The sequence below is a fragment of the Catenulispora subtropica genome, from assembly GCF_039531675.1.
GTDB lineage: Bacteria > Actinomycetota > Actinomycetes > Streptomycetales > Catenulisporaceae > Catenulispora > Catenulispora subtropica.
Window position 1 is genome coordinate 22,520 of the sequence record NZ_BAAAQM010000012.1, and the last position, 19,609, is coordinate 42,128.

Here is a 19,609-nt window from a genome sequence, read left to right on the forward strand (position 1 = left end):
CCGCCGCCCCTAGACTTCCCGCATGACGGCTGGGGATGCGGGCGCATATGTCATAGACGGGCGCTTCGAGCTGATGGAACGGCTCGGCGGCGGCGGCATGGGCCTGGTGTGGCGGGCGCGGGACTTGATGCTGCAACGGGAGGTGGCCCTCAAGGAGGTGCGGTCGCCGGATCCCGCGGTGTACGGCAGCGACCCGTCCGAGGCGGGCGTGGTGCGCGAGCGGGTGCTGCGGGAGGCGCAGGCGCTGGCGCGGCTGCACCATCCCAACGTCGTGACGATCTACCACATCGTCGACGCGCCGGAGTTGGCCCATCCCTGGCTGGTGATGGAGCTGGTGACCGGCGGGTCGCTGGAGGGCCGGCTGAAGCGCGGGACGCTGACCGTGCCGGAGGCGGCGCGGATCGGCCGCGGCGTCCTGGCCGCGCTGCGCGCCGCCCACGCCGCGGGGATCCAGCACCGGGACGTGAAGCCGGGCAACGTGCTGCTGCGCGCCGACGGCACACCGGTCCTCACCGACTTCGGCATCGCGGCGCTGGAGGCCACGCCCGGGCTGACCGCCACCGGCATGCTGATCGGCTCGCCGGAGTACATGGCACCGGAGCGGATCCACGGCCGCGAGGGCGATCCGGCGTCCGACCTGTGGTCGCTCGGCATCATGCTCTACCTCGGCCTGGAGGGGCACAACCCGCTGCGCCGCGAGACCACGATCGCGACCATCGCCGCGGTCGCCGAGGCCAACGTCCCGCCGCCGGTCCGCAGCGGCGCGCTGACGCCGGCGCTCAGCGCCCTGCTGGTGAAGGACCCGGGGCTGCGGCCCACAGCCGAGCAGCTGGACTGGATGCTGGCGCAGGCCGAGCAAGCCGAGCTGAGCGGGTCCGGCCTGTCCGCGACCCCGATGCCCGGGCCCGCCTCGATGACGGGGATGCCGACGCCGCCGCCTTACCCCACGGGCAGGCCGGTGGACGCCGGCGGCGCGACGGGCTGGGCGCCGACCGCCCAGACCGCCCAGTACGAGACGCAGGACCGGACAACCGGCCAGACACCGGTGTCGTCCACCGGCCCGGTCGAGAACCCCTACGGAACCGGCGCCACGCCGATCAAGCGCCGCTCCTACGTCACGCGCTATGCGGTCAGCGCGGTGTTCTCGCTCGGGATGGCCGGAACGATCATGTACATGAGCCACACCTTCAGCGGCGGGTCGCCCGGTGCCCAGGGCACCGCGAGCCACGGCTCCGACGCCCCGGGGGCCGTGAAGATCTCGATCCCCAGTATCGCGATGCCCGGAGGCGGAGACAGCAGCACCGGTGACGGCCCCACCGCCGCCGGTGCGACGGGTGCGACCGGTACGGCCCCCTCCAGCGCGCCCGCCACCGCCGGCAAGAACCTGCTCACCCCGGCCAGCGCCCGCGCCCTCATCGCCGGCGCCACCAAGGCCAGCGGCAGCGCCAAGTTCGTCGAGGTCACCCTTTACGACGACGGCCACGCGATCTTCGACATCATCAAGACGGACGACCCGAAGGCCTACGACTCCTGGATCTACCAGGACGGGACGGTCAAGTTCTGGACCCAGGGCAGCGAGCTGCGCTCGGACCAGAAGGTCTTCGACGCCACGAAGATCAACTGGGACGCGCTTCCGGCCATGGTCAAGGACGGCCAGGCGACGCTCAAGGTCAAGGACCCGAATCTCACCTATGTGATCGTGAACGGCGAGTCCGACGACACCCCGGGCAGTCTGGAGATGGACCTGCACATCACGAACGACTACCACAGCGGCTACCTGCACTGCGACGGCACCGGGAAGATCGTCCGGCGCTACCCGCAGGAATAGCCGCCCGCGGAAATGACAAGGCCGCGCCGGGTGTGGACCCGGCACGGCGTCGGTGGCAAGAAGTCCGTGGCGAACAGGAGGGAGCGGCCCAGCCGCTACACCACCTCGATCCCGTCGACCTCGTCCTCGGACTCGTCCTCCGCGAAGGTGTCGAAGTACTCCTCGTCCTCCTCGTCCCCGATCAGGTCGAACCGGCACACCACGCGCTCCGGGTCGGTCTCCGAGAACGGGTCCTCGAACCACTGCTCCTCGCCGAGCGCGTCCGGATCGGCGGCCAGCACCCACGTGGTGCCGTCGCCGGGCAGCAGGCCGAGCTCGTCGGAGCGGTTGTGGATCTCGTCCGGGTCGAAGACGTCGAACAGCGCGGCCAACGAGCCGGCGACGGTGCTGACGTCCACCTCCGGGTCGACCGTGCCGGGGGCCAGGCCGCGCGCCGCGCCCAGCAGCCGGCCGGGGTGCTCGATCTGGTAGTCGCGCCGGATCAGGACGCTGATCGCCTCCGGGTTGTCCGGGTCCGCGTGGTCCTCCGGGTACTGGCTGGGGATCTCGAAGGGCGTGACCTCGTTGTAGGCGTCGTAGAGGGCGTCGTCGTAGGCCTCGGCGGCGGCGGCCATGGCCAGGAAGGCGGTGCGCACGGCGGGATCGCTTTCGTCCGACCGGGTTTCCACCGCGGCCAGATGGGCGTCGATCGCGGCTTTGAGGGCGTCGGCGGCGGTGCGGACGTCGGCGGCGGTGGGGGCGGTCGGTTCAGACATGAGGTAGACGGTAGCCGGTCTTGGCCGCCTCGGCTCGCAATACCCGCGTGTGGAACCTCAAGAAGGCCCGGACTTGTCAGCCCCATGGACGACGCGGCGGCGGCTCGGTAGCGTCGCAGCAGGTGGCCGGGCGGCCGGCCGCCCCGGGAACGGCACCGGAACGGCAGGGGGCGCAAATGCGCGCGTACCACGTCACCATAGGCGGCTACGAGTTCACCACCACGGAGGAGGGCCCGCAGGGCGGACCGCCGGTCGTGCTGCTGCACGGCTTCCCGCAGACCTCCGCGTCGTGGCAGGCGGCCTCGCGCGTGATGGCCGCGGAGGGCCTGCGCACCATCGCCCCGGACCAGCGCGGCTACTCCCCCGGCGCCCGCCCGCAGCAGGTCGAGTCCTACCACATGGCGCACCTGGTCTCCGACGTGATCGGCCTGCTCGACGCCCTCGGCCTGCCCAGCGCGCACCTGGTCGGCCACGACTGGGGCGCCATCGTGGCCTGGCACGCCGCCGCCTGGCACCCGGAGCGTTTCAGGACCTTGACGGCGGTGTCGATCCCGCACCTGCGGGCCATGAGCGAAGTGCTGGCCGCCGGCGGGCCGCAGGCCGAGGAGCAGCGCCAGCGCTCGGCCTACATCCAGTTGTTCCGGATGGAGGGCGGCAAGGCCGAGGACGTGCTGCTGGCGAACAACGCCCGTGCCCTGCACGACCTGTTCTCCCCGCTGCCGGAGGTGGCGATCCTGCCGCACTACGCGGCGCTGAGCCAGCGTCCGGCGCTGACCGCCGCGCTGAACTGGTACCGCGCCATGGACATGCGGTCGTTCGCGACCCTGCCGAACGTGAAGCTGCCGACCACGTTCGTGTGGTCGACGGAGGACCTCGCCGTGGGCCGGGCGTCCGCGGAGGGGTGCGCACACTGCGTGGAGGGACCGTACCGGTTCGTGGAGCTGGAGGGCGTCAGCCACTGGATCCCGGATCAGGCGCCGGTGGAGGTGGCGCGGGCTGTGGCCGACCGTGTTCGGTCGGTGGACGGGTAGCTTCCGAACCGGGTTGAAACGCTGTGGCAGGCGTGAATCCGCTCACAGACCCGCCCGCGAGGAGGACTTCGGCGTCACGGCTTGAAAAACTGATGACCGTATGACTGCGCCGATGAATCCCGACCACCGACCCGCCGACTCGACCGTCACCGAGGGACGTCCCAAACTCGACCTGTCCGTCACCAAAGTCGCCGCCGGAGCCGGCGCGGCCGCCGTGGCCGCGGCCGTGGGCTCCAAGCTCGGCGTCGCGGGCACCATCGTCGGCGCCGCGGTCGCGAGTGTCGTGTCGGCCGCCGCGGGCGCGGTGCTCGGGCACTCGCTGGAGCGCGGGAAGACCGCGGCGCTGAAGGCGCGGCCGGCGTTGGAGGCGTATCAGAACGAGCGCCTGCAGCGGCACGCACCGCCGGGGTCCCTCGACACGACGGTCGTCCTCGACGGCGGCACGCAGGGCGCGGTGGCCCCGGGCGCGGAGACGGTGCCGCTGCCGCTGCCGCCGGTGCCGATGCCGGACAGCCAGACGCGCACGTGGAAGGACCGGCTGCCGGGCCGCAAGCCGCTGATCGCCCTGACGGTGGTGAGCTTCGTCCTGGGCACCGGCGGGGTGACGGCGTACACGCTGGCGCGCGACGGCGGCGTGCCGGGCCAGAACGGCAGTGTGTTCTCGAACGACAACGGCCGCGGCGGCTCGACCGGCACCCCGGACAAGCAGTCGCCGGGCGAGGGCGGCGCGGGCGGCGCCAGCGGGTCGCGGCCCACGACGTCCCCGACGCCGAGCGGCTCGGGCTCGTCGACGCCCGAGACGCCCACCACGGGCCCGACCACGCCGTCCTCCGACTCCGGTTCCTCCTCCTCGGACCCCACGACCAGCGGCCCCACGACCCCGCCGACGACGCCCTCCACGGGCGCCACGACACCGACCCCGACAACGGGGCCGACGTCCGGCGGCTCCAGCGCGCCGGCCACCCCGAACACTTCGCCCACGCAGGGAGCGACGACGCCGAAGGCGCAGGGTTCGGCGACGGCTGCGGGGACGGCTACTGCGTTGGGGATGTCCTAAAGATCCCCCACCGGGACCCCCGCCGCCAGAACCTCAGCCACATGCCACACCCGCCGCCCCTCAACCGCCTGCTCCACCTGCGTCCGGCAGCTGAATCCATCAGCGACGACCAACGTCTCCGCATCCGCGGCGCGCACAGCGGGCAGCAGATTCTGCTCCCCCACCGCCATCGACACCTCGTAATGCCCAGCCGTGACACCGAAATCCCCGGCCAGGCCACAGCACCCCGAGACCACCGTCGCCGTCACCCCGGCGCGCGCCAGGAGCTCGACCTCAGCCTCACCGGTACGCCCGCTCGCATACTGATGGCAGTGGATCTGCACCAACGCCTTGGCGCCCGCCCATGGTGACGCCGGCGGCCGCCACTCCGGCGCATGCTCCACCAGGAACTCCGCGGGCCCCGTGACCAGCGCCGCCGCGCGCTCCGCCAGCGGATGCGACCCGAGCACCTCCGTCAGCTCCTCCCGCAGCGCCGCCGCGCAGCTCGGCTCCGGCACCACGATCGGCAGCCCCGCCTCCACCGCCGGCCGCATCAGCTCCAGCGTCCGTCCCAGCACCCGCCGCGCCACGCCGAGCTGCCCCGTCGAGATCCACGTCAGCCCACAGCATCCTGTGCGCGGCGGCAGCAGCACGCGGAAGCCCGCCGAGCGGAGTACCGCGATCAGCGCCTCGCCGACCGCCGGTGTGAAGTTCTCGGTGAACGTGTCGGCCCACAGCACCACCGCCTCCGGGCGGCCGGCGCTCGACGGCGGCACCGCGACCGCGGAGCCCGACACCCGCCGCCGCAGCGGCCGCGCCGCGAACCGCGGCAGCTGACGCTCCTGCGCGATCCCCCCGACCCGCTTGAGCACCGGCACGATCGGTGAGGCCATCACCCGGTTCACCATTCGCGGCGCCAGGGACGCCAGCCGCGCCCACACCGGCAGCCATCCCAGCGAGTAGTGCACCGCCGGCCGCACCCGGCCGCGGTAGTGCTGATACAAGAACTCCGTCTTATACGCGGCCATGTCCACCCCGACCGGACAGTCCGTCTTGCAGCCCTTGCAGCCCAGGCACAGGTCCAGGGCGTCGAGCACCTCCGGTGCGCGATAGCCCTGCGTGACCGTGCGCCCGTCCAGCATCTCCTGCAGCACCCTGGCACGCCCACGCGTGGAGTCCTTCTCGTCCCCGGTCGCCCGGAACGACGGGCACATCACCCCGCCCGCCGCGCTCCGGCACTTCCCGACGCCCACGCACCGCCGCATCGCGCGGCCGAAGTCGCCCTCGTCGGCGGCCAGCGCCAGGCCCGGCGCCGCCGCCTCCGCCTCAGTCCTCGCCTCCACGACGCTCGCCGCCCGCACGTCAGCGTCGAACGCCCGCGCCGCGACCAGCACCCCCGGGTTGAGCGCCCCCACCGGATCGAACGCCGCCTTGAACTCCTCGAACGCCTTCAGCATCTCAGCGCTGTACATCGCCCCCAGCAGCCCCGACCGTGCCTGCCCGTCCCCGTGCTCGCCCGACACCGAGCCGCCGTGCTCCACCACCAGCGCGGTCGCGGCGGCGGTGAACTCCGCGAAACGTTCGCGCCCCTGCGGCGTCAGGAGATCGTGGTCGATGCGGACGTGCAGACACCCCTCCCCGAAGTGCCCGAACACGGTCCCGCGCCGGCCCGAGCGCCGCATCAGCGCCTCGAACGCCCGCAGATAGTGCGCCAGCCGCTCCGGCGGGACGGCGGCGTCCTCGAAGCCCGGCCACGCCTCGGCCCCGTCGGGAGTCCGGGTCGCAAGGCCGGCGCCGTCCTCGCGGATCCGCCACAGCGCCTTCTGCTCGGCCTCGGTCACGACGACCCGGGTCTCCGTCGCGCCTTCCAGGTCGGCCACCAACGCGACCGCCTGGTCCGGCGTCGTCTCCAGGAACAGCCAGCCCCCGCCCTCGGGAAGCACTGAGGGCACCGCCCGGTTGCGCCGCGCCGCCCACACCCGGACCAGCTCCGCCCCCATGCCCTCGATCGCCGAGGGCTGATGCGGCAGGGCGTGCGGGACGTCGGCGGCGGCCTTGACCATGTCCGGGTAGGCCGCGACGACCAGCACGCGGTCCCGCAGCACCGGCACCAGTCGCAGCTCGGCGCCGAGCACCGCCGCGAGGGTGCCCTCGGAGCCGACCAGTGCCCGGGCGACGTCGAACCCGTTCTCGGGCAGCAGGTGCTGGAGCGCGTAGCCGGAGACCTGTCGCGGGAAGCGGCCGAGTTCGCGGCGGATCGCCGGGGCGTGGCGGTCGGCGAGAGCCCGGAGCCGCTCGTCGAGCGCTGCGACGCCGCTCGTGCCGCGCCGCGCGGTCGTGCGGGTGCCGTCGGCCAGCAGCAGTTCCAGCGCCAGGACGTTGTCGGAGGTGGTGCCGAAGGCCAGGGAGCGCGCGCCGCAGGCGTTGTTGCCGATCATCCCGCCGATCGTGCAGCGCGACGCGGTGGACGGGTCCGGCCCGAAGCGCAGCCCGTGCGGTACCGCGGCGGCCTGCAACGTGTCCAGCACCACCCCGGGCTCGACGCGCGCCGTCGCCGCCTCGGGGTCCAGCGCCAGGACCCGGTTGAAGTGCCGCGAACAGTCCAGCACCAGGCCCTCGCCGATGGCGTTGCCGGCCACCGACGTCCCACCGCCGCGCAGCGTGACCGGCACCCCGTGCTCCCGGCTGACCGCCACGGCGCGCGCCACCTCGTCGGCGTCGCGCGGGAACCCGACCGCGCGCGGCACGTGCCGGTAGTTGGAGGCGTCGGCGGAGTACTCGGCCCGGCGGCGGCTTCCGAAGTCGACGCCGAGCCCGGCCGCGTCGAGGGCGGCACGCCAGTCGGCATCGCGAGATCGCTGGGGCACCGTCCCAACGTAGCGGGCCCCGCGTGCCGGGGGGCGCTCAAGGCGCGCGCCACGTCGCGGACGAGTACGTTCGGAGGCGAAATCGCGCAAAGCACCACAAGGCCGGACACGGCCGGGCGAGGAGGCCCGTGATGAAGATGACCGACTACAAGCCCGGCACCCCGTGCTGGGTGGACCTGGGCACGTCAGACGTGGAGGCCGCGAAGTCCTTCTACGGCGCGGTGTTCGGATGGACCGCCGAGACCGACGACGACCCGAAGACCGGCGGGTACACGATGTTCCTGCTCGACGGCGCTCCGGCGGCCGGGGTGATGCCGCTGATGTCGCCGGAGCAGCCGGTCGCGTGGTCCACCTACGTCTCGGTGACCGACGCCGACGCCACCGCGCGGAAGATCGGCGACGCCGGCGGCACGGTGCTGGTGGAGCCGATGGACGTGAGCGACGTCGGCCGCATGGCGTTCTTCCAGGACCCGACCGGCGCGGCCTTCGGTGTGTGGCAGCCGCGGAACTTCAAGGGTGCCGGCGTGGTCGACGAGCCGGGTTCGCTGACCTGGGACGAGCTGGCGACCCGGGACGCCGAGGCGGCGAAGGTCTTCTACCCGGCGGTGTTCGGCTGGGGCATGGATACCAACCCCATGGACGGGGGCATGGATTACACCGAATGGCAGCTTGACGGGAAGGACATCGGCGGCCTGATGCAGATGGACGACGAGCACTTCCCGAAGGATGTGCCGCCGCACTGGGCCGTGTATTTCGGGACGGCCGACTGCCAGGCCACGGTGGACAAGGTCGGGCAGCTCGGCGGGGCGGTGATCGTGCCGCCGACGCCGATCCCGGTGGGGATCTTCGCGGTCTGCCGGGATCCGCAGGGCGGGTACTTCTCGCTGATCCAGTTGAAGGAGGGTCAGGTCGGCTCGGCCTGACACGCATCCGAGGACGACGCAGGCCCCTGTCGGAGGTACGGCTCCGACAGGGGCCTGTGCTCCCCCGATCAGTCCCGCGTCAGTCCCGCGTCAGTCCCGCCGCTGTCGCATCGTGATCCGCGACCGGGTCATCCCGGCGGCGCCGAACGCGGCCAGCGCGGGCAGCGCGACGATCACCAGCAGCAGGAACAGCCACGGCACGGCCAGTTGCGCGGGGCCGGCCTGCGCCCCGAACGGCGCGAACTTCGTCTCGCTGCTGTGCTTGACCTCCAGCAGCCCCACCGCCGGCAGCAGCCCGAACAACCCGCCCAGCAGCGCCCCGAGTCCGGCGGTGGCGGCGGCCTGGGACCCGGCCAGCGCCCGCCGCACCCGCGGCCGCGCGCCGACGGCGGCCAGCGTCTCCAGATCACTCTGCGCGTCGGTGATCGCCAGGCCGGTGGCCACCGCCGCGGCGCCGAGCATCACGACGCCCGCCACGCCGGCCAGCGCCAGCAGCCCGACCCAGGTCTGGCCCTGGTATCCGCGCTCGACGTAGAAGCTCTGGGTGATCCCGGCCGCGGCGGCCAGGTCGTCGGCCTTCTTCTCCTCGGCCTCGGTCGGCACCCGCGTGTTCTCGAAGACGACGGCCTGCGGGCTCGGCTTGACGCCGAGCTTGTCCAGAGCGCCGGGCGCCACGATGGCCATGACATGCGGATTCCGGCCGTCGAGGCGTACGGCGGGCAGGATGACCGGCGCGGGCAGGCTGCCCGTGCAGGGCGGGCCGCCGCCGGCCGCGGGCTGGTCCGGGGAGGTCTCCACGGAGTTGGGACCCCCGTCCTGCGGTTCGCAGTCGCGGCTCACCGCGATCTGCAGCGTCGGATGCGGTCCCGAGGTGTAGAGGTCCATGGGGTTGAACACCACGGCTCCGCCGGACTTCAACGCGGCCTCGGCGGCCGGGTCGGACCGGCCCAGCACGACGCGCGCCACCTCGGGTCCGCCGACGAGGATCGAGGAGGTGGGGTAGTGATCGGTCACGGTCGAGTACTCGGTGCGGGAGACACAGCGCGGGTCCGTGCGCTGGCGGTCGAACGCCTGCCTCTGCGCATCCAGGGGCAGGCCGTCCGTCGGCGGGCACTCGTTGGCGGCGGCGCGCTTGATGAAGGGGGTGAGTGAGATCAGGACCTTGGGGGTCGTCTTCGCGGTGGTGTCGGGCGCGGAGACGGCCGGGATCGACACGGCGTTGATGACGGCGTAGCCACTGGACGGCAGGACGGCGGCGATCTGCGCGGCCAGCTTGTCCGGGGTCTGCGCGATCCCGGCGTCCAGCGTCAGCGCGGCCTGGCCCGGCCGCAGGTCGGAGGCGTAGTCGTGGCGGCTCTGGGCGTCCAGGGAGGTGACGATCATCGCCACCGCCGAGGCGCCGGCCACCGCGGCCATGATCGCGGCCACCGCCGGGGCGGTGCGGCCGCGGTTGCGGGCGCCGTCGCGGACCGCGAGGCGGCCGGTGAGCGGCAGCACCCTGCCGAGCCGCGCGAACCAGCTGACCAGCAGCGGGGTGCAGGCCACCACGCCGAGCTCGGCCACCGCGATACCGGCCGCGACCGGCCAGGTGTGGGCGCCGGACAGGGCGCCGGCGACGATCAGGACCGTGCCGGCGCCGAGGGCCACCAGGCCCGCGACCGACATCTTCCAGGGGGTGCGGACCTGGCCGCGGCGGCCGGTCAGAGCGACCAGGACCTCCTGGCGCCCGGTGACGATCGCCGGGGCCAGCGCCGCGGCGAGGCCGGTGAGCACGCCGACCGCGGCGGCGGCCAGCAGCTCGTCCGGCATGATCCGGAACCCGCCCGGGTTCTGGCGGCTGAGGTGGGCGAACCAGGGCAGCGTCACGGCGCCGCCGACGACTCCCGCGACGGTGCCGGCCACGCCGCCGACCAGGCCCAGGACCACGCCGTCGGCGAGCACGACGCGGCGCAGCCGGCGGCTGTCGGCACCGGCGGCGCCGAACAGGCCGAAGTCGCGCCGGCGGCGGCGGGCACTGACGGCGAAGGCCGGGCCGGCCAGCAACACGACCTCCAGCAGCACCATGGCCAGGGCGATGGCGGCCACGGCGACGGTGCTGGTGTCGACACCGCCCTCGCCGTATCCGGCGGCCATGGAGGTGGTGTAGTAGGGCATCTGCGAATGCGGCGGCGGGTCGGCGACGACCTTCTTGGACTCCACGGTGAAACCGCGCTGGTTGAGCTTCAGCACCTGGGACCAGTCCAGGCCGCCGGGCACGGAGACGAAGTAGGCCGTGCCGTAGAACTGGGCACCTCCGGCGAACGTGCCGCGGCGGGCGAACATGAGGTCGGCGTAGAGGTCGTCGTTGCTGTCGTAGACGCCGGAGACGTGCAGGGTCTTGGCGATCGGCGCGGTGTCGGGGCCGCCGTCCGCGATCCGGACGTCGATGGTGGCTCCGACTCCCTTGCCGAGCTTGCCGGACAGCGACTTGCTGATCGCGACCTGGTCGTCGGCGGCGGGCGGGGACCCGGCGCGGCGGACGGCGACCCCCTCGGTCAGCGGGTCGGCCAGGTCGATCTCGCGCACGATGGCGAACCGGCGGCCGGTGCTGTCGGCGATGACCGCGTTCATCATGTCCCGGGCCACCGGGCCGACGATCTTCGCCTGCGGGGGCAGCAACGCGGCCAGCGCGGCGGCGTCGCCCGGGCCGGTGAAGCCGGTGGCCGAGTTCGCGTGGAGGTCGGCGGGCAGCGACCGGGAGCCGCTGGCGTTCTGGTAGACGGGGGTTCCGGACATGGCCGTGACCATGGCGTCGTAACGGCCCATGTCACGGACCGCCTGCTCGGTGCCGGTGACCTGGGAGGAGCGCCACAGCGTGTCGGCGGCCGACGCGCCGGCGACGGGCAGCGCGAGCATGGCGACGACCAGCAGCGAACGGCCCTTGTTGCGCAGCGCCTCGCGGCGGGCGACGCGCAGCGCCAGGGCCCAGCCGCGCAACGGGTGGGGGCGGCGGCGGTCGGGAGCTGGTCGGTCGGGTCCCGGACGGTCGGCGGCGGGTCGGCTCACGCGTCGGCCCCGCCGGGCACGAGCAGATCCTCGGCGCGCTGCGAGGGGGCGGACTCGTCGACGATCAGCCCGTCGCGGATGAAGACGATGCGGTCGGCCCACGCGGCGTGCCGGGCCTCGTGGGTGACCAGGACGCCGGCCGCACCCTCGTCGCAGCGCTTGCGCAGCAGGCGCAGCACCGCCTCACCGGTCTCGGTGTCGAGGGCGCCGGTGGGCTCGTCGGTGAGGATCAGGCGGCGCTCGCCGATCAGCGCCCGGGCGATGGCCACCCGCTGCTGCTGCCCCCCGGACATCTCGTCCGGGAAGCGGTCGGCCTCGGCCCGCAGGCCCACCTCCTCCAGCGCGGTGAGCGCCTCCTGCCGGGCCTTGCGGGCGGACATGCCGTCCAGCTCCCGGGGCAGGGCGACGTTCTCGGCGGCGGTGAGCGCCGGGATGAGGTTGTAGTCCTGGAAGACGTAGCCGACCGACCGGCGGCGGATCGCGGCCAGCTGGGCCTTGGACTGGCTGGCCAGCGTGACCCCCTCGATCACCACCTCCCCACCGGTCGGCGCGTCCAGGCCCCCGGCCAGCGAGAGCAGCGTGGACTTGCCGGACCCCGAGGGCCCCATGACGGCCACCAGCTCCCCGGCGGCCACCGCCAGATCGACACCGCGCAGCGCGTGCACCTCCGCGGCCCCCTTCCCATGGACCCGCATCACCCGCCGCAGCTCCAGCACCGGCCGACCGCTCGCCGCCCCGCTCATATCCTGTTCCCCTCACTACTGCCGACGGCCGCGCCCTGCACGCGCCCTGCCTGGTTACCGTTCGTCACCACAGAGCCGGCAGCGCCGGCCTCCCCGCCACCACCGGCCCGCACATGCCGCAGCACCCTGGCCTCGACATGGTCCAACCACCGGATCTCCGCCTCGCACTGGAAGATCATCGACTCCACCACCAGCGCCGCGGCCAACTCCTCGGCCCCGAGCCGCGCCTTGACCCGCGTGTAGTCCTGCAACGCCGCCAACGCATGCTTGCGTTGCGCGTGAACGATGCCGGGAACGTCGATCCCCTCGACGGTGACCGCGAGCGCCAGCTTCACCGCGAGCTCGTCCCGCGGCCGCTCGGCCCGCGTCACAGGCCGCGCGAACCAGCTGAGCAGCTCATCCCGCCCAGCGTCGGTGATCCGGTAGAAGACGTGGTGCTGCGCGTCCTGCCCCGCGGGCTCCACGAAACCGTCGCGTTCGAGGCGGTTGAGCGTGGTGTACACCTGCCCGATGTTGAGCGGCCAGGTGGCGCCGGTCCGCTCCTCGAACTCGGCACGGAGCTGGTAGCCGTAGCGGTCGCCACCGGCGAGGACGGCCAGGAGGGAGTGTTTGACGGACACGTCAGCAGGCTCTTGCATACTCGGTATGGGGTGCGGTCATGCGTATATACATACCGGGTATGCATGGAGGGTGGCAAGGGGATCGGTCAACGAGTGCAGCCCTCTTGTCTGGGGAAGCTGAAGATGAGAGTTGCGAGCCCCATCTGCGAGTAGATGTGAGAGTTGGTCGCCGATCTGAGAGTTGAAGGCCACGCTGCGACTAGCGGGGCCGTCCGACATGATGTCGGTCGTGGAGATCGGCGCAGTTCATGTGCCACGCCGCCTCGTCCTGGTCGAGCCTCTCGAGTCACGCGAGGCGTTCGGGTCCTGGGTCGATCGGATGGCGCGTCGGAATCGGTGTCCTCCCGGGCTGATGGTCGAGCTCTTGGGCCTGCCGGTACGGGCGGCTGCGTTTCGCAACCGCGTCGGCTACGGCGTCGTGGTAGACGACGGAACATGTCGCGCTGTCAAGGCGGCGACGGGCGTGACTGCTTCGTCGATCCGGCTTGCTCACCTGTCGGCGTACGACGGGACTGCGTTGGACCTGGCAGGGTTGGCGTTCGGTGATGTGAAAGCCTTCCTTGCGGCCGCGCGGGCGCAGTGGGCGGACTTCTACGGATCGCGAGCGTGCCCGAGGTGTCTGGCCGCGTCGGGCGGTGTCTGGCAGATGTGGTGGAAGTTGAGCTGGGCGGCGGTCTGTCCGCTTCACGGCTGCCTGCTCATCGAGGCATGTCCGGACTGTGGAGGCAGGCTGCGGCGCGGCAGACTTGGCCGGCCTGCGGAGTTGTCGCTGGTGCACGAGCGTGATCCGGTCCGCTGTGCCATCGCGCAGGATCGCCGACGGGCCTGTCAGGCGCGTCTTGATCAGGCGCCGACGATCGATGCGGGACCGGAGTTTGGCCAGGCCCAGTCGCTCGCGGTCGCGGCGGCCGAGGGCGCTGTTCCCGCTGGAGCCGATGGACCGGCCGTGGCCTCCGCATCGTGGTTCGCGTCGCTGAAGGCGCTCACAGTGGTGATCCGCCTTGCGGCCGCGACGTGGGTGCCTCCGTTGCCTGGTTGGGCGGCCGAGGCGCTGCTTGCTGAGGCGCTTGAGGCTCGTCACGGCACCAAGTGGGTGGCCGTGGACGCGCCGCCCTCAAGGCCGGCTGCCGCCGCCGGCCTGCTGCTGACGGCCGTGCGGCTGCTGAAGGAGGCCGAGCATGTCGGCTTCGCCGAGGTACTGGGGCCGCTGGTCGACGCGGCGAGCATCTGGCGCACGACGGTGCTCCGCAATCCTTTGATGATCGCGGGCCTTCCCGCTTCGCTCGCGGACGTCCTGGCCGCAGAGAGCCGACGCCTGTTCATGATCAGCAGATAGCCGACCGGGCACAGTGTCGCCAGCGCCGCGCCAGGTTGCGAATCATGGCGTTCACTGGCCGGGCTTTCGATCCGCCAGTAGCGTCGAAGCGCAGGTCCGCCGAGTTCAAGGCCGGGGAGGAACGGTGGCGCGGGACGAGGTGCTGATTCGCAGCGTCCAAGTCCGCTTCATCTATCCGGACGGCAGTGAGCTGCGATGCCCGCTCGCCGACGCGCCCGATCTGCCCTTCGAGTCATTCCTGCCGTGCCGGAAGATCTCGCATCACAAGTCGCAACGCAACGCCCCGGCCTGGTACTGGTCGTCGACGATCAACCAGATGATCGAATACGAGTCTTTTCTGGAGCGGGTCTGGATGACGCTGCTCGACTTCGACCCCGACGTCAGCGCGTTCTCGGCCCAGCCGATGCAGCTGATCGGCGCGGACACTCAGGGAACTTGGAAGGCCACCCCCGACCTGTTCGTCCGCCGGTCGGACGGAAGTGCCACCGTCATGGAGGTGAAAAACCCGCGGCACCTGGCCGATCCGGAGGTCCAGCTGACGGCTGCGCGGGTGGCCGCCTGCTGCCGGGCTGCGGGCTGGGGATATGAGCTGGTGGGCGAACCGCCCGACCGGCAGCGGACGACCAACATCTTGATGCTGATGTCCGGCTATCGCCGCGAGATGACCGGAGCCGCGCAGTACCGGGACCTGATACTGGCGGCCGCCGCGGATCCAACGCCGATCGGGACGTTGGCCGAGGCCGTGGAGGAGCCGCTGGTGGGGCGTGCTGTCGTGCTCCATCTGTGCAGCCTCGGTGACCTGGTTCTCGACCTGTCGGCCCCGCTGGAGGACTCGACCCTGGTCCGGTCGGCGTGACCTCCGAAGGGCGACAGCTGGCCAGGGGAGACTGGGTGTGGTTCGACGACGACCGGCACCAGGTGGTAGGCAACGCCGGAACCGAGATCTATCTCCGATCGTCGACAGGGCAGTGGACCGGCATCTACACCGCGCAACTGCTGGCCTCGCCCGGCTTTCGGTTCCTCTCCGGGTCAGAGGCTGCGCAGGCCGCGTCGAAGCCATCCGGCATCGGCGACATGCGGGCGGTGTTCACCGCGCTGGAGGCCCCGCAGCAGCAGGCTGCCGAGCAGCGGGCCGGGCACCTGCGCGAGGCGCTGACCGGATTCCGCAGCGGCGATCCGGACCGGCCGGCCGATGGCGAACCCATGGAGCGCTTCGACCCGAGACGGAATCCGCGCCTGGCTGAGCGGCTCCAGGCCAAAGCCGACGATCTGGGGATCAGTGTCGCGACCATGTGGCGTGACCTGCAGCGCTACCGCGCCGACGGAGTGGCGGGCCTCATGGACGGCCGCGGCGTTACCGCGCGCGACCCGCTGCGGCACGCGGACCCGCGCATCCTGGACGCCATCTTCGTGCAGCACACGGTCGGCGAAGCGGAGGACTCCACCGGGACCTTGTCCAGGTTTTGCCGCCGAGTACAGACCCGCCTGGACGCCGAATACGGACCCGGTGCCGTTAAGCTCCCGTCGCGAAAGACCGTCGCACGGTATCTGGAGATCCTGCTACCTGGACGCCACACGCTGGGCCGGGCCCCGTCCCGCCGCAGCGAAGCATCCCGGCCGCAGCGCACCTACAACCCGAACCCGGCCGTCCGCCCCGGACAGGTCGTGATGATCGACGCGACTCCGCTGGACGTCATCGCCTACGATCCGCGCGGCGACGTGACCCACAAGGTGAATCTGGTGGCGGCCATCGACGTCGCGACCAGGACGCTGCTGGCCTGGCGCATGACCGTTGGTGACACCAAGGCCGTGGACACCGTGCTGCTGCTGAACGACGCCGTCACCCCCGAGCCGCTGCGCCCGGGGTGGGAAACCCGACTGCGGTTCACCATGTTGAGGCTGCCTATCGGCCGGCTGCTGGACGTTGACGAACGGCTCGAACACGCCGCGGCCAGGCCCGTGATCTGGCCTGAGGAGATCCTCGTTGACCACGCCAAGGTCAACCTGTCGGACGCGCTGCGGGAGACGTGCGGCCTGATGGGCATCAACCTGGGCCTGGCCCGGCTGGGGAACCCTACCGACAAGGCCAACATCGAGCGGGCGTTCGAAACGATCCGGTTCGACTTCTCCGAGCACGTCGCTGGCTACAAGGGCCCGGACACCGCCGGCCGCGGCCGCGGCGTGGAGCACGCCGCCCGCTGGAGCCTGGAGGACCTGGAGGAGTTCTTCGCCGAATACGCTGTCGGCATCTACCAACGCAGGACCCACTCCGGGCTGGTCATGCCCGGCTATCCCGAACTCGAGCTGAGCCCGAACGAGGCCTACGGCCTGGCAGTGGCCCGCTACGGCTACATCGCCTGCCCACCGCAGTCCCACCACTACTGCGCCCAGCTGCCGGTTCAATACCGCGTCATCCGCCCCGAGGGTGTTCAGCTCGACTACCTGATCTACGACGACCCGGTGCTGGGCAAATACCGCAGAGCCTTGTCCCCGACCCCAGGTCGCGGTCGGCAATGGCCGATCCGGCACCACCCCAACGACCCGACCCGCGTGTTCATCCACCTGGAAGGCGTATGGCAGGTGCTGGTCTGGACCCACCTGCCCGACACGTCGATCCCGTTCACCTGGAAGATGGTCGAACAAGCCCGCGGCCTGCTGCTCAGCGCAGGAGTGCGCGAACCTACCCAGCAGCAGATCGCCGAGGAACTGCTCGCGCTGCAGCAGCGCATGGACGCCCCGGAGGCGTCGAATGCCAGAAGCCGGCGCGAACTGGTCAGGGCCCGGCAAGACGCCCGGACCATCCGCCGCGACCAGGAACGAGCCGGCATCCCCGCGACCGACGCTCCCGGGCTGCGGCTGGTCCCGCCGATCGCCGAGTCGTCCGCCTTCGCTTTGGCCGAACTGGACGACCTGGAGGTCTGGGATCCCGCAGCGGCGCGGGAACCGCGGTGACCGCCGGCCGCACCGCCCAGCCGCGTACCAAGGAACAGTGGCGGGTGTTCTGCGCCCGCACCGCACCCGAGCAGCCCCAGCTTCCGACCTACGACGAGTACCTGAGCTGGGACCCTGAGGACCGCGCCGCCCTGGACGCCCGGCGCAACCGGTGTCACGCCAACCCGCCGATCACCAAGACCGAACAGGTCAAGACGATCCTGGCCGCGCTGGAACCGAAGCTGACCCAGAACGAGTACGCCGAGGAAGCTGCCTACCACAGCGCCGTCATCAACGGCCCCGCCAACTGCGGCAAGACCTCACTGCTGAAGATGATCGGCAAGGAGTACGAACTCGGCGTCCGCCGGCGGCATCCCGAGCGCGGAGACCCCGACCGGCTCGGCGACTGGGTGCCGGTGGTCTACGTCAGCGCCTCCACCGGCGCGACCGCCGGCATGCTGTCCCAGGCCATCGGCAAGTTCCTGCATGTGCCGGTCTCCCGCGGCGGCAACAAGTGGACCCTGACCGACCCGGTCCTGGACGCGCTGGCCGCCGCCGGCACCGAGCTGCTGCTGCTGGACGACCTCCATATGCTCGACAAGATCCGAAACGGCGGCGATGAGAGCAACGACCACATCAAGAACCTGGCCAACCACGCCGCCGTCACCATCATCGGGGCAGGGATCCTGCTAGAGGACGGCAACCTTTTCTCCGACGGCCAACCGCCGCGACAGCCGCTCATCGAGACCGGCACGCCGGTCCGCCGTCGGCAGCGCGGCCGCTCGGCGCAGTTCGGCTCCCGGTTCTCTGACTTGCAACACCTCGCGCCCTTCAAGATCGACACCGCTGAGCGGCAGCGCACGTGGATGTCCCTGGTCCGCCACTTCGAACGCAACCTCCTGCTGTTCATGCACCGGCCCGACAGCCTGACTCTGGAGCACTGGCAGTACCTGCACGACCGCACTTCCGGCTACATCGGCTCGTTGGCCACGCTGTTCGAAGAAGGCGCTCACCTGGCCGTCGAGCACCACATTGAGCAGCTGAACCCGGAGATGCTGGAGAACGTCGTCCTGGACCACGATGCCGAGACCGAGTACGCGGCCCTCAAACAGCGTCGCGCCAAGGTTCCGGCCAAGAAGGCCAAGAAGCCGTCGCCGCCGAGTACCCCGACGCCTAGGACCGGCACCGGATGAGGCCAGGTGCGGCGGACGCCCAGGTGCGGGCACCGATCAGGCGGCTGGCCATGGTGCCCGAGCCGCTGCCCGGTGAAGTCTTCCACTCCTGGTTTTTCCGCTTGGCCGAACACCACCGAACCAGCGCCACCGTCATGGCCGAGCAACTGGGGCTGCCGCCGTTCACCGTCCACCGCTACACGATTGGCGATGAGTTCGTGGACCTCACCACCGGCGGCTACGCGGTGGAGAACCTGCGCGACGCCACCGGGCTCCGCGCCCAAGCGCTGGCCGCCATGCTGCTGGCGCCGGTTGGCTCACGCGTGGTCAAGGTCGGCTGGAAAGATCGCACCGAACGCGCGCCGTGGATCTGGCGCACCGACACAGCGTCGGTATGCCCCCGGTGCCTGGTCGACCCCGAGGCGGCCTGGCAGGTGAGCTGGCATCTGCTGCCGACCGTCGCCTGCCCTAAACACCGCATCTACTTGCACGGATGGTGCCCCGACTGCCGTTCCCCGATCAGTATCGGAACCACGACCGCGTACCGGCGACAGTGCAACGGCCCCTTCGGGCCCAAGGGAAGAATCGTTGGCGCGAAGGCCTGTAGACGACCACTCGCGCAGCTCCGAGAGATCCCCGTGCGCCGAGATCGCATCCTCCAGCTTCAACAGGAGCTCACCTCCCGCTTGAGCGCTCAGGTACCTGGGGAAGATCTGCAGGACCGCAAGGAGTTCTGGAACCTCTACGAGCTCCTGTTCCGCCTCGTGATCTGTCTGGGCACCCCGGACATGCTGCCGCTGGCCACCACAGACGCAGAGATCTGGTGGGCGTTCCACGAGTTCTGCGAACTGCGCGACGTCGTCGCTCTCACCGCAGGTCGCAATGCCAAGGTGATCCATGACGATTTGGCGAGCTTTCAACCCGGACCCCGTCTGAGCGCGGCAGCCATGCTCGCGATCGACGAACTCTCCCACGGCCGGGGGCTGGCAGATGCCATACGTACATTCATGAACCTGCGACGCTATGACGAGTGGGCCGACATCCTCTGGAGCGTCTTCAGCGACATGCGACCGACCTTCGCCATCGGACAACGCATCCTGCAGATCGCCGGGTCCAAGCCGAGACGTTCCTACGACTCGCCGCCGTACGCCAAGGAACGCCTGGAAGACTTCGACCTCCCACCAGCGGCGCTACTACTCGCCGGGGAGGGCCTACTCTAAGCCGCCTCAGCAGCGCCTCCACCGCAACCCGTGTCGCTCAGCACAGGACTCGAGCGAACCATCGCCATCGCACGCGGCGAGATCCCACTCGACCCGAACTGG

At 71.4% G+C, this 19,609-nt stretch carries 14 protein-coding genes; 9 read left to right on the plus strand and 5 right to left on the minus strand.

Annotated features, from left to right (window positions below):
• The first annotated feature begins 22 nt into the window (after window positions 1-22).
• On the plus strand, window positions 23-1,828 hold the full coding sequence (locus tag ABD466_RS12710) for a serine/threonine-protein kinase (protein ID WP_344657197.1): 1,806 nt from the start codon (window positions 23-25) through the stop codon (window positions 1,826-1,828).
• A gap of 95 nt (window positions 1,829-1,923) precedes the next feature.
• Here ABD466_RS12710 and ABD466_RS12715 read toward each other — a convergent pair whose 3' ends face one another.
• Window positions 1,924-2,583, minus strand: coding sequence for a hypothetical protein (locus ABD466_RS12715; protein ID WP_344657198.1), 660 nt, complete (start codon window positions 2,581-2,583; stop codon window positions 1,924-1,926).
• Between the two features lie 176 nt (window positions 2,584-2,759).
• Here ABD466_RS12715 and ABD466_RS12720 point away from each other — a divergent pair, with 176 nt between their 5' ends.
• Together ABD466_RS12720 and ABD466_RS12725 are read left to right on the plus strand one after the other, a co-directional pair.
• Complete coding sequence (locus tag ABD466_RS12720) at window positions 2,760-3,614, plus strand: alpha/beta fold hydrolase (RefSeq protein WP_344657199.1); 855 nt, start codon at window positions 2,760-2,762, stop codon at window positions 3,612-3,614.
• Between the two features lie 112 nt (window positions 3,615-3,726).
• Window positions 3,727-4,671: a hypothetical protein gene (locus ABD466_RS12725; RefSeq protein ID WP_344657200.1), complete on the plus strand. Its 945-nt coding sequence runs from the start codon at window positions 3,727-3,729 to the stop codon at window positions 4,669-4,671.
• On the opposite strand, the gene ABD466_RS12730 is transcribed toward ABD466_RS12725, so the two are convergent.
• A complete protein-coding gene (locus ABD466_RS12730) occupies window positions 4,668-7,517 on the minus strand; it encodes an FAD-binding and (Fe-S)-binding domain-containing protein (RefSeq protein WP_344657201.1) in 2,850 nt (949 codons plus the stop codon). The two genes, ABD466_RS12725 and ABD466_RS12730, sit on opposite strands and share 4 nt — an antisense overlap.
• A 131-nt stretch (window positions 7,518-7,648) precedes the next feature.
• Between ABD466_RS12730 and ABD466_RS12735 the strand changes: the two genes are divergently transcribed.
• On the plus strand, window positions 7,649-8,440 hold the full coding sequence (locus tag ABD466_RS12735; protein ID WP_344657202.1) for a VOC family protein: 792 nt from the start codon (window positions 7,649-7,651) through the stop codon (window positions 8,438-8,440).
• A gap of 90 nt (window positions 8,441-8,530) precedes the next feature.
• Here the strand turns inward: ABD466_RS12735 and ABD466_RS12740 are convergent, their stop codons facing one another.
• The 3 genes from ABD466_RS12740 to ABD466_RS12750 are packed head-to-tail and all read right to left on the minus strand — an operon-like array spanning window position 8,531 to window position 12,848.
• On the minus strand, window positions 8,531-11,485 hold the full coding sequence (locus ABD466_RS12740; protein ID WP_344657203.1) for an FtsX-like permease family protein: 2,955 nt from the start codon (window positions 11,483-11,485) through the stop codon (window positions 8,531-8,533).
• On the minus strand, window positions 11,482-12,228 hold the full coding sequence (locus ABD466_RS12745; protein WP_344657204.1) for an ABC transporter ATP-binding protein: 747 nt from the start codon (window positions 12,226-12,228) through the stop codon (window positions 11,482-11,484). Before ABD466_RS12745 ends, ABD466_RS12740 begins: the two co-directional genes overlap by 4 nt.
• Window positions 12,225-12,848, minus strand: coding sequence for a PadR family transcriptional regulator (locus ABD466_RS12750; RefSeq protein WP_344657205.1), 624 nt, complete (start codon window positions 12,846-12,848; stop codon window positions 12,225-12,227). Before ABD466_RS12750 ends, ABD466_RS12745 begins: the two co-directional genes overlap by 4 nt.
• A 220-nt stretch (window positions 12,849-13,068) precedes the next feature.
• Between ABD466_RS12750 and ABD466_RS12755 the strand changes: the two genes are divergently transcribed.
• The 5 genes from ABD466_RS12755 to ABD466_RS12775 are packed head-to-tail and all read left to right on the plus strand — an operon-like array spanning window position 13,069 to window position 19,507.
• Window positions 13,069-14,184: a TniQ family protein gene (locus ABD466_RS12755; protein WP_344657325.1), complete on the plus strand. Its 1,116-nt coding sequence runs from the start codon at window positions 13,069-13,071 to the stop codon at window positions 14,182-14,184.
• Window positions 14,185-14,197: 13 nt separating this feature from the next.
• Entirely contained in the window at window positions 14,198-15,040 is an 843-nt protein-coding gene (locus ABD466_RS12760) for a TnsA-like heteromeric transposase endonuclease subunit (protein WP_344657206.1), read from the plus strand.
• 35 nt (window positions 15,041-15,075) lie between these two features.
• Complete coding sequence (locus tag ABD466_RS12765) at window positions 15,076-17,136, plus strand: transposase (RefSeq protein WP_344657207.1); 2,061 nt, start codon at window positions 15,076-15,078, stop codon at window positions 17,134-17,136.
• Window positions 17,133-18,308, plus strand: coding sequence for a TniB family NTP-binding protein (locus tag ABD466_RS12770; protein WP_344657208.1), 1,176 nt, complete (start codon window positions 17,133-17,135; stop codon window positions 18,306-18,308). The genes ABD466_RS12765 and ABD466_RS12770 overlap by 4 nt, the downstream gene beginning before the upstream one ends.
• 50 nt (window positions 18,309-18,358) lie before the next feature.
• Complete coding sequence (locus ABD466_RS12775) at window positions 18,359-19,507, plus strand: TniQ family protein (RefSeq protein ID WP_344657209.1); 1,149 nt, start codon at window positions 18,359-18,361, stop codon at window positions 19,505-19,507.
• The last annotated feature ends 102 nt before the right edge of the window (window positions 19,508-19,609 follow it).